Annotated in this window: 7 protein-coding genes; 6 read left to right on the forward strand and 1 reads right to left on the reverse strand. The window is 59.4% G+C overall.

All coding sequences use genetic code 11. The features are described 5' to 3' along the window. Window positions 1-92: 92 nt before the first annotated feature. The 5 genes from LEPOCDRAFT_RS02700 to asnB are packed head-to-tail and all read left to right on the forward strand — an operon-like array spanning window position 93 to window position 5,999. A complete protein-coding gene (locus LEPOCDRAFT_RS02700; protein ID WP_009453590.1) occupies window positions 93-656 on the forward strand; it encodes an acyltransferase in 564 nt (187 codons plus the stop codon). 8 nt (window positions 657-664) lie between these two features. Further along, window positions 665-1,732, forward strand: coding sequence for an EpsG family protein (locus LEPOCDRAFT_RS02220; protein WP_172632735.1), 1,068 nt, complete (start codon window positions 665-667; stop codon window positions 1,730-1,732). Window positions 1,733-1,735: 3 nt separating this feature from the next. Then, window positions 1,736-2,875: a glycosyltransferase family 4 protein gene (locus LEPOCDRAFT_RS02225; RefSeq protein ID WP_009453592.1), complete on the forward strand. Its 1,140-nt coding sequence runs from the start codon at window positions 1,736-1,738 to the stop codon at window positions 2,873-2,875. Beyond that, window positions 2,872-4,020: a glycosyltransferase family 4 protein gene (locus LEPOCDRAFT_RS02230; RefSeq protein WP_009453593.1), complete on the forward strand. Its 1,149-nt coding sequence runs from the start codon at window positions 2,872-2,874 to the stop codon at window positions 4,018-4,020. Before LEPOCDRAFT_RS02225 ends, LEPOCDRAFT_RS02230 begins: the two co-directional genes overlap by 4 nt. Beyond that, on the forward strand, window positions 4,020-5,999 hold the full coding sequence (asnB, locus tag LEPOCDRAFT_RS02235; RefSeq protein ID WP_009453594.1) for an asparagine synthase (glutamine-hydrolyzing): 1,980 nt from the start codon (window positions 4,020-4,022) through the stop codon (window positions 5,997-5,999). Before LEPOCDRAFT_RS02230 ends, asnB begins: the two co-directional genes overlap by 1 nt. Before the next feature lie 59 nt (window positions 6,000-6,058). Here asnB and LEPOCDRAFT_RS02240 read toward each other — a convergent pair whose 3' ends face one another. Continuing rightward, window positions 6,059-9,625, reverse strand: coding sequence for a two-partner secretion domain-containing protein (locus LEPOCDRAFT_RS02240; protein WP_009453595.1), 3,567 nt, complete (start codon window positions 9,623-9,625; stop codon window positions 6,059-6,061). 104 nt (window positions 9,626-9,729) lie between these two features. On the opposite strand from LEPOCDRAFT_RS02240, the gene LEPOCDRAFT_RS02245 reads away from it, so the two are divergent. Next, window positions 9,730-10,866 (forward strand): glycosyltransferase family 4 protein, encoded by a 1,137-nt coding sequence (locus tag LEPOCDRAFT_RS02245; RefSeq protein ID WP_009453596.1) that lies wholly within the window; start codon window positions 9,730-9,732, stop codon window positions 10,864-10,866. Window positions 10,867-10,976: the final 110 nt, after the last annotated feature.

Genomic DNA, 10,976 nt, shown 5'->3' on the forward strand with positions numbered 1-10,976 from the left:
GACGCTTCTTTGCGGCACATTATTCTTTCTTTTATGAGGTGGTTCCTTGTTGGGCCTGTTATCTTGTCTTGTTTTAAGAAGGCTATTTTGCGATGAAAAAAATAATTGGCATTATCCGCTATGTAATTGATTTCTTACATGCGAAGATTAATCCTGTTTCGTATGCGATAAAAATAGGTGTTAATGTCGGCGATCGAGTTAAGTTGTTCTCTTTGCATCCCGGGGCTTTTGGGTCTGAGCCATATCTTGTGACTCTGGGTAGCGATGTTATATTGACTGCTGGTGTAAGATTTATTACCCATGACGGTAGTACTTTTATTTTTAGAAAAAATACTCCTGACTTGGATGTTATGGGGCCAATTAATGTTGGTGACAATACTTTTATAGGAATGGGATCTGTGATTCTTCCTGGCGTTAGCATTGGATGTAATTGTGTCATTGGCGCAATGTCAGTTGTTACTCGAAGTATTCCAGATGGTGCGGTTGCAATTGGCTCTCCAGCTAGGGTTTGCGGGAATACTGATCAATTGCTTGATAAGCTGAAGAATAAGAATTCATGTACAGGCATGATGAGTCCCGAAATAAAGAGAAGCGTTTTGCTTAAGATGAATAAAGTAACTGATTCTGAAGGCCGAGTTTGGCTGATTAAGGATTAATTTTGTTTTTGTATGTTCTTGTTTTGGTCTCGGTTTGTTCTACTGCTTGGTTGGCCAGTTGGACGCCGCTGCTTTTTCAGAAAAAAGTTACGTCTTTTTTGTTGGCGATAATTACTATTTTTTCCGCTCTTCGTGGCTATGTTGGTACTGATACTTATTCTTATCATGAGATGTATAACAATTTCGTCGATGAAGATTTGGGTGGTGTTTTTGGTGTTGTTGAACCTATTTTTGTTTTTCTGATAAAAGCTGTTGGTCTATTGGGTGGAAGTTCTTTTTTGTTTGTTGGGGCTATTTCGTTAATTCAGGGCGTTTTGTTGTGGGTTGTGTTGCGTTCTTTGGCTAGCCCTGCATTGTTTCTTTGTTTTTACGTGTCGGCATTTTATCTTTCTTTTTCTTTTAATATTCTTCGTGGTGGAACGGCTGCTTTGGTGTTGCTGATAACTGTTTCTGAGTTGTATGGTTCGGCCAAGAAGTTTTATATTGGTGGATTAATTGCATTTTTGGCTCACTACTCATCGTTGATTTTTTATTTGCCTATTGTTATAGTTAGGGAGCGTATAAGTTTTAAATTGTTTGGTCTGTTGGTTGTTATTTTGGTTGCTTCTGGATTAGTATTTGTTTTCCTGATTAGTGATGCTCAGGCTGCGAAATATTTGTCGTATGCCGTTTTCTTTGGTTCCGGTGAAGAGGCTAGTTATGGAGCTGGTTTCTTTCTGTTGATTGTGTTGTTTGGTATTTTGTGTTCTTATATTTCTTTGAGTTTTGGAAATGCTTGGATTTTTGTTTTCTTCTTGTTTTGGGTTGTTTTGAGGTATTTTAGCAATGTTTTTCTGTTTGTTGATAGAGTTGAGGTTATTGTAAATATAATTCTTGTTTACTGGTGTTTTTATTATTCTGGCAGAAGGAAGTATTCTATGTATGTTCGAATGATTGTTTTGCCGTTGGTTGTTTTAAATTTGTTTGGTGGTATTTCTGGGCTTGAAAAAGTAGATAGTGGTGCGCGTGTTAATTCTTTAGATGATATGCATCTGAAGTCACCATATGTCCCATATAGATTCTTCTGGGAGGAATGAGGCGTGCGTCAAAAAATCCTTTTCCTCATCAGCTCTCTCAGCTCCGGTGGTGCCGAACGTGTGGCGGCCACGCTTTGTAATGCGTGGGCACAGAGGGGGGATGAGGTGACGTTGGTGCCGACGTTTTCGGGGGGCGGGAAGCCGTTCTATCAGTTGCATCCTAATATTGACTTGATCTATTTGTCGGAGCGGGTTGGGGTTGTTCAAGGTGGGGGCAAAAGGTATGGGGCGCGGTTGAGGGCGCTGCGGCAGATGGTGAAAGAGAAAAAACCGGATGTGGTGATTTCGTTTTTGCCGAATGTGAATATCGCCGCCTTGGCTGCGACCGCTTTTACGGGCGTGCCATGCATCGTTTGCGAGCGCAGTGATCCGTCGATCCAGCCGGTGGGTTGGGTTTGGAAAATGGCGTGCCAGTGGTTGTATCGGCATGCTGATTGGGTCACCGTGCAAACCGAGGCAGTGCAGGCCAGCATCCATCAGGTTTATGGCGGCTTAGAGCGGGTGGCCGTGGTGCCGAATCCCTTGCCCATGGATGTTCTGGGCTGGCAGGCCAACCATTTGGAGCAAGAAAACACCGGCCGCAAAACCCTGCTCAGCCTTGGAAGGCTCTCGGAAGAAAAACAGGTCAGCTCAATCATCCAAGTCTTTGCCCAACTGGCGCCCAAGTTTCCAGACTGGGATCTGGCGATCTACGGCGAAGGCCCGCAACGCGCCAAGCTCGAAGCGCAGATCGTGCGTTTGGGGCTAGGGCAGCGCATTTTTCTGCGCGGCCGTACCCATGCCCCTTGGCAAGTGATGAGCGAGGCCGATGCCTTTGTCATGGCGTCGCGCTTTGAGGGCTTTCCCAATGCGCTGCTCGAAGCCATGGGTGTGGGCTTGCCCTGTGTCAGCACCGATTGCCCCAGCGGCCCATACGAGATGAGTCGCGGCGGGATCGATGCTTTGTTGGTCGGGGTGCATGACCGCGACGCCTTACGCAGTGCTTTGGCGCAGTTGATGGGTGACGCGGCTTTGCGCCACAACTTGGGCCGCCATGCGCGCGCCTCGGTGATCGACCGCTATGCCTTGGAAGCGGTGCTCAACGTTTGGGACGGCTTGTTTGCGGCGGTGAGTCGCTCGACACCCACGGTGGTTCAAGCTTGAAGGTTGTCCACGTCATCATCGGCTTGGGTCGCGGCGGGGCAGAAATGATGCTCAAGCGGCTCGTGGAAGCCCATCAAGGGAACACGAGTTATCAGCACGAGGTTATCTCGCTCACCACCATGGGCGTCTACGGTGATGCGCTGCAAGCCATGGGGGTGCCGGTGCATGCCTTGGGGTTGCGTGGTGTGCTGGGTGTGCCGCGTGTGCTTTGGGCCTTGCAGCGCCTGATCCGGCAGATCCAGCCCGATGTGGTGCAAACGTGGATGTATCACGCCGATTTGCTGGGGGGCTTGGCGGCCAAGGTGGCCGGTGGGATGCCGGTGATCTGGGGCATTCATTCGCTCGACCTGAAACGCAGCGGCTCACACCCAACCCGGGTGGTGCAAAAGCTGTGCGCCTGGAGTTCGTCCTGGCTGCCGAGCCGCATCCTTTGTGTGGCTGAAGCCTCGCGCCGGGTGCATGTGGCGCTGGGCTATGACGCTCAGCGCATCACGGTGATTCCGAACGGTTTTGACGCCGAGCCGGCCCCGATCGCCGCAGAGGCGGTCGCCGCCTTGCGCGCTGAGTTGGGCATGACGGCGGGCCAGGTGCTGATCGGCTGCGTCGGGCGCTTCAACCCTGCCAAAGATCACCGCAATTTTGTCGAAGCTGCCGCACGGGTGGCTCAACGTCGGCCCGAGGCGCGCTTTCTGATGGTGGGTACCGGGCTGGACAAGGACAACGCCATCTTGTGGTCTTGGATTGCGGTGACGGGGTGCGCGGAACGCTTTTTTTTGCTGGGTGAGCGCAGCGATGTGCCGCGCTTGCTGGCGGCCATGGATGTGTTTTGTTCTTCTTCGCGCACCGAAGCTTTCCCCCTCGTGGTGGGCGAGGCCATGGTGATGGCGCGTCCCAGCGTGGTCACCGATGTGGGCGATACCGCCTTGCTGGTGGGTGACACCGCACGGGTCGTCGAGCGCGAAAACCCGCAAGCCTTGGCGCAAGGTTTGCTCGATCTGCTGGCGATGAGCGCCGAGGATCGCGCGGCTATGGGTGGCCGAGCGCATGCTCGGCTGCAGCGCGAGTTTTCCATGCGTCGGGCGCGCGAGCGCACTGAAGCGGTGTACGCCCAAGTTGTGGCGTCAACCAAGAAGGGATCAACCTGATGTGCGGTTTGACAGGTTTTCTATCCTTGGGCGATATCGGGCCTCGTCTAGATGCTGAAGCGTTGCTGCGGCGGATGGCGGGGGCGTTGCGGCATCGGGGGCCGGACAGTGCCGGGGTGTGGTCGGACCGGGAGGTGGGCATCGGCTTGGGGCACCGGCGCTTGGCGATTGTCGATTTGAGCCAAGCCGGCCATCAGCCGATGACGTCCGCCAGCGGGCGCTATGTGATCGCCTTCAACGGCGAGATCTACAACCACACCCAACTGCGTGCTGAGCTGGCGCAGCTGGGGCGTTCACCCGCTTGGCGCGGGCATTCGGACACTGAAACCTTGTTGGCGGGCTTCGAGGCGTGGGGTTTTGAGGCAACTTTGAAGCGCGCTGTGGGCATGTTTGCCATCGCGCTGTGGGATCGCCAAGAGCGCACTTTGAGCTTGGCCCGCGACCGCATGGGTGAAAAGCCGCTTTACTGGGGTTGGCAGGGCGGGGTGGGTGGCCGTTCGCGCACCTTGTTGTTCGGCTCAGAACTCAAGGCGCTGCGCGCTCACCCGGCCTTTGCGGCGGTGGTGGACCGCGACGCGCTTGCGCTGCTGCTGCGCCACAACTACATCGGCGCGCCGCATGCCATTTATCAAGGCATCCACAAACTGGAGCCGGGCTGCTGGTTGCAGGTGTCGCAGGCCCAGCCTGAGCCGCAGATCCACGCTTACTGGTCGGCGCTTGAGGTGGCTTTGCAGGGGCATGCCGAGCCCTTTGTGGGGAGCGAAAACGACGCGGTGGATCGCTTGGAAGCGCTGCTCAAAGACGCCGTGGGTCAGCAGATGATGGCTGACGTGCCACTGGGGGCTTTTTTGTCGGGCGGCATCGACTCCTCCGCTGTGGTGGCCTTGATGCAAGCGCAGTCGAGCCGCCCGGTCAAAACCTTCACCATCGGTTTTCATGAGCCGGGTTACAACGAAGCTGAGCACGCCAAAGCGGTGGCGCAGCACTTGGGCACCGAACACACCGAGCTCTACATCGAGCCCGCGCAGGCTTTGGCGGTGATCCCCGATCTGCCCAAGCTCTATGACGAACCGTTTTCCGATTCGTCACAGATCCCGACTTTTCTGGTCTCGCAACTGGCGCGCCAGCACGTCACGGTCTCGCTCTCGGGCGACGGCGGTGATGAGCTGTTCTGCGGTTACGAGCGCTATCGCTTGGCGCACAAGCTCTGGCATCGCATGTCCAAGGTGCCCCGGCCGCTGCGCCATCTGGCTTGCTCGACGTTGCAGCTGCTCTCGCCCGATCAGTGGAATCGGTTGATTGATCTGGTGGAGTCGGCCCTGCCGGCCAAGCGTCGACACCCGATCTTGGGCGACAAGATCTACAAGGGCGCGGGTTTGCTGGGCAGTGCGCACTTCAGTGATCTGTACCGGGGGCTGATCAGTCACTGGCCCGATCCGGCCAAGGTGGTGCTGGGCTCAAGCGAGCCGACCACCATCTTGAGCGAATGCTCGGCCAGCTTGATGCCGGGCTTGAGCGATGTCGAACGCATGATGGTGCTCGATCAGCTCAGCTATTTGCCGGGCGACATCTTGACCAAGGTGGACCGCGCGGCGATGGGCGTGTCGCTCGAATCACGCGTGCCGATGCTCGATCACCGCGTGGTTGAGTTTGCCGCTTGCTTGCCGCAGGGGCTGAAGCTGCATGACGGCGTGACCAAGTGGCCGCTGCGCCAAGTGCTCTATCGCCATGTGCCCCAAGCCTTGATCGACCGCCCGAAGATGGGCTTTGCCATCCCGCTCAAGGGTTGGCTGCGCGCGCCCCTCAAAGACTGGGCTGAAGCCTTGCTGGACCCGGCCCGCTTGGCGCGCGAAGGCTACTTTGACGTCGCCGCAGTGCGCCGCAAGTGGGACGACCACGTCCACGGTCGGCGCGATTGGCAGGCGCATGTGTGGGACGTGCTGATGTTCCAAGCTTGGCTGGATGAGCAAGCGCGTTGAGTAAGGGGAGAGGAGGGGTGTGGGTGGGTGGGGGGGCACGCCTTGAGCGCGTCAAGCCTTCAGAGGCCACGCCAGCGCCGCCACAGCGCCAAGGCCCGTGGACGCAGATAGCCCAGCGCCAGCCCGGCGGGGTTGATCACATGGTGAATCGGGTTGCTTGGGCTGAGAAGCATCTTGGCCAAGCGTTGCACCCCTTGTTTGAGCACAAAGCGCACGCTTCGGATCAAGACGTTTTTGCCCAAAACGCTGATCAGACTGTTGGTGGCTACCGCCGCCCCGGAGCCAAGCAGTCCAGCGCCAGCAGCCGTGACCCCCACAGCGGCGGCCAGTCCGGCGGCGGCCACCTTTTCTTGGTGGCTCATGGTGTTGGCAAAGCTTTTCAAGCTGCTCAAGGTGGAGGGCTTGTCAGCACCGGCGGTTTTGCTGCTTAGCGGCACAGCGGTGTTGGTTTCCGGGTGAGCGAGATTGGGCGCGATCGAGATGCCCGCTGCATTGGTGCTCTCCACTTGCTTCAAGACGGCGGTCATGTCGGCTGAAATGACGGGCAAGCTGGTGCTGCTGCGCGGCTGTGAGATGGGGTGGGGCGAGTCCAGCGTGGCAGTGATGGGCTGCTTGGGCGCTTGGGGTACGGGAGGTGGGGCGGTGTGAGCAGCTGCGCTGGTCGCTGATCCGCTTGTCGATGCCTCGGTCGATCCAGTGCTGCTGTGGTCGTCGATCACCGTGCTGCTTGGATCAGCACTTGAGCTGTGGGTGCTTGCATTCATGGTGAAGGATCGGTTGGACGGCAACATGACGCCGATGCAACCGCGGTCTCCAAAACACTGCAAATTGGAGCCCCCTTGACCAATCACAAGGTAGGAGCCATCCGCCAAAGGCCACACACTGTGGCCCAGTTGTTCGAAAGAATTGCCGATCAACGAGTTGGCGCTGGAGATCGGCCCCACCGAGCCGGTCGCACCGTTGCCCCAAGTGACCGCACCTTCGTAGTTGGCGCCCCATTCCGGGCTGCTGACGACGTAGTTGCCTTGGGCCAAGGCATGCACACCGCCGCTGCTGACGCGATCGCCCGGGATCGCGCCGACCATGGAATTGGTGCTGGAGACGGTGCCGACCAAGCCCGTGGCGCCGTTGCCCCAAGTGGCGGCGCCCTCAGAGGCGGGGCCCCAGTCTGGGCTGCTGACCACATAGTTGCCGTGGGTCAAGGCGACCACACCGCCGCTGCCGACCCGGTCACCCGCTTGGCTGCCGATGAGCGAGTTGCTGGCGTCGATGGCGTTGATCCGGGTGCTTTGCGGCCCGATCCACGTCACCGCGCCCAGGCCGTTGGACCACTCGGGGCTAGCGATCACGAAAGCGTTGTTGTTGGGTGCGGAGAGTCGTGTCAGACCGCCGCTGCCGAGATGGTCGGATGGGGCACCGGTGAGCGAATTGCTGCTGCTGACCGTGCCCGCCAAGCCGGTGGCACCGTTGCCCCACGTGATCGCGCCCTCATAGTTGGGGCCCCAATCGGGACTGGCGACCACGTAGTCGCCGTTGGCCAAGGCAATCACGCCGCCGCTGCCGACTTTGTCGTTCGAGATCGAGCCGATGAGTGAGTTGGCGCTGGAGACGGTGCCGACCAAGCCGGTGGCGCCGTTGCCCCAAGTGACGGCACCTTCGTAGTTCGGCCCCCATTCGGGGCTGCTGATCACGTAGTTGCCGTTGACCAAGGCGATCACCCCTCGGCTGCCGAGTCGATCCAAGTTGCCGCCCACGAGCGAGTTGCTGCTTGAAATCAGGCCCACCAAGCCGCCCGCACCGCTGCCCCAAGTCACGGCCCCTTGATAGTTGGTGCCCCAGTCGGGGCTGACCACCAGGTAGTTGCCGTTGGTCAGGGCGATCACGCCACCTTTGCCAACGCGGTCGCCGGCAATCTCCCCGACCAGCGAGTTGGTGCTGGAGACGGTGCCGACCAAGCCGGTGGCACCGTTGCCCCAGGTCACCGCGCCTTCATAGGCTGGGCCCCAATCCGGGCTGCTGACCACGTAGTTGCCATGGGTCAGCGCGACCACCCCGCCGCTGCCAACGCGGTCGCCGCTTTGGGCGCCGATGAGCGCATGGTCAGCGGTGATGGCTTGGGCGCCGCTTGAGCCGACCCACGTCACGGCGCCCAAACCCCCGGACCAGTCGGGGCTGGCGATGACAAAAGCGTTGGTGCTGGTGCTGGTGCTGGTGTTGGGGCCCGACAGCGGCGTGATGCCGCCGCTGCCGACGTGATCCTTGGGATGCAGGCCGTAGAACACCGAGCTGAGATGGCCTTGGGGGTCCAGTTGAAGCACGGCGCCGCCAGCATCCGCGCCGAGCGAATCTTGAGCCAGCGGGTAGAGGGTGCTGCCGTCGGCAAGGGTGGTGGGTTGACTGAGAACCCAATCCAGACTGCGGTGATTGATGGCGCTGAGCTTGTTGGTGAGCGTGCCGCCGGCTGCATGGTTGTTGCCGGCGATGTCGGCCAACGCGCTGCCGCTGAACGTGATCGAACCACCGCCGGCCGGGCCGTCAGCGTTGATCTGGCTGCTGAGGGTTTGCAAAATCGCGCTGCTGGTGGCGTCGAGTTGCACCGTGCCGCCTTGGCCCACCGTGCCGTGGGCGTCGATCAAACCGTCTTGAATGATGCTGCGTCCGGCTTGGACCAAAACCTTGCCGCCATGCAGCCCCGAGACGTCGATGCTCCCCGAGGCTTGGACGACATCGGCGCTCAATTCAAGCGTGCCGTCTGAGGTGGCGCTCAACCCCCGGGCTTGGATCACACCGTGGGTGTTGACAAAGGCGCTGGTCAGCGCCAACGAGGATGGCGCAGCGGCGGCGCGCAGCTGAATCAGGCCGTTGTCGGCTTGCAGGGTGCCGCTGTTGTCGGTCAGGGCCTCAAGCGCGCCAGCGTTGATCACCGCTTGGATCAGGCCGGTGGATCCGATATTGAGCGTGATATCGCTGCCGGAGATCAGCGCCGCCGTGCCGTTGTTGGCCTGAATCTGGCCGCTGTTGCTGGTTTGGCCGCCGAGCAAGACAACATAGTTGCCGCTGGCGCTGTCGGTGATCAGGGTGCCGGCGTTGCTGACGCTGGCCGCTTGGTTGGAGCCGAGGGTGTCTTGGGCATGGAGCCGCCCAGCGTTGAAATCGGCGTCGAGGATGTCCAGCGATGAAGCCAGCAAGCCGTGCGCGTTGACTTGGGCGCTGGCGCTGAAAAGGATGCCGTTCGGGTTGATCAAAAAGACTTGGCCGTTGGCCTGCATCCGCCCGTCGATCTGGCTGCCGCCGCTGCCGATGACCCGGTTCAGCGTCACGGCGTTGGCGTCGGGCTGCTGGAACGTCACACTGGCTTGGCTGCCGATGTTGAAGCTGCCCCACGTGATGATCGCCCGGGGGCTGGTTTGGGTGATCACCAAGTTGGCGCCGCCTGCGGCCACGGGTTGCAAAGCGGCGGCGCCCGCGATCACCGCGCCTTGGGTCGGCAGGCTGGTGGGCGCAAGGCTGCTGGGCAAAGCCCAAACCCCCGGATGACCACTGCCGAGGCCGCAGGCAAGCGCTGCGGCGCGCGCGATGCTGCTGAGGCGAAAGACCTTCGGGTTCCAACAATCGGGGGGAAACATATCGGTGACCGTTACGATGCGCGTTCTTTTTTGTACCCAGTAGGCAGTTTAAAGATGTCCCACGCCCATGCTTGGACCTGTTTTGTCATCGTTGGCTTAACAGCATGAAGATCGCCATCGTGGCCAACACAGCTTGGTACGTGGCCAACTTCCGCCTCAACCTGATGCGGGCACTGCGCCATGCCGGGCATGAGGTGGTGGCGATCGCTCCGCCAGATGCGGCGCACGCGCATGACAGTGCGCGCATCACCGCTGCGGGCTTCAAGCACTGCGTCTGGCCGCTGTCTGGCCGGGGCAAGAACCCGGTTGCTGAATTGGGCGCAGTGCTGGGTCTGCGGCGCTGGTTGCACGAGGAGGGGGTTGATTTGGTGCTGTCCTACACCCCCAAGGGCAACATCTACAGCGCCTTGGCCCGCTCGTGTTTGCCGTGCCGGCAGATCGCCAATGTTTCAGGCTTGGGCAGTTCGTTCATCGCCAGCAATTTGCTCACCAAGCTGGTGCAAGCCTTGTATCGCCTGACCTTTGCGCGCATCGACTGGGTGTTTTTTCAGAACGAGGACGACCGGCAGATTTTTCTCCAAGCTGGCTTGGTGTCTGAGGCCAAGAGTGAGCGCATTCCGGGCTCAGGCGTCGATTTGCAGCACTTCCAACCCACGCCCTTGCCGAGTGCGATGCCTCTCGCCAGCAGCAGCCCCGAGCCACGCACCTTCTTGCTGATCGCCCGGCTGCTGGGCGACAAGGGCGTGCGTGAATTTGTCGAAGCCGCACGCATGGTGCGCGAGGATCTGCCGCAAATGCGTTTTCAGCTTTTGGGCTTGGCAGCGGCCGACAACCCGACAGCGATCCGAGCTGAAGAATTAAGCGCTTGGCTGGTCGAAGGGGTGGTGAGCTATCTGGGCCATCACAGCGATGTGCGGCCTTTTATTGCTGAGGCGCATTGCGTCGTGTTGCCCTCGTACCGCGAGGGCGTGCCGCGTACCTTGCTCGAAGCCGGGGCCATGGGCCGGCCGCTGATCGCCACCGATGTGCCCGGCTGTCGTGACACCATCACCCCCGGCCGCAACGGCTGGCTCTGCACTGCGCGTGATCCTGGCGCTTTGGCCGATGCCATGACCCGCATGGCCCTGCTGCCGCGTGCGGCGCTCGAAGCGATGGGCGCGCAATCGGCCCTCAAGATGCAGCGCGAGTTCTCAGAAGAACAGGTGATTGCGCGCTATCTGGAGCGGGTGGGACGGGTTTGAAGCATCCCATGCGCGGGGCGCCACCACACCCCCGTTCGCCCTGAGCTTGTCGAAGGGCCGTGTTGTGCCCCACGCTGGCTTCGACAAGCTCAGCCCGAACGGGGGGGGGG

Source organism: Leptothrix ochracea L12 (assembly GCF_000262525.1).

Bases quoted from the DNA above. Each gene is read 5' to 3' on its own strand.
- LEPOCDRAFT_RS02240 (WP_009453595.1), bottom strand. From the start codon at position 9,625: ATGTTTCCCCCCGATTGTTGGAACCCGAAGGTCTTTCGCCTCAGCAGC.
- asnB (WP_009453594.1), top strand. From the start codon at position 4,020: ATGTGCGGTTTGACAGGTTTTCTATCCTTGGGCGATATCGGGCCTCGT.
- LEPOCDRAFT_RS02700 (WP_009453590.1), top strand. From the start codon at position 93: ATGAAAAAAATAATTGGCATTATCCGCTATGTAATTGATTTCTTACAT.
- LEPOCDRAFT_RS02245 (WP_009453596.1), top strand. From the start codon at position 9,730: ATGAAGATCGCCATCGTGGCCAACACAGCTTGGTACGTGGCCAACTTC.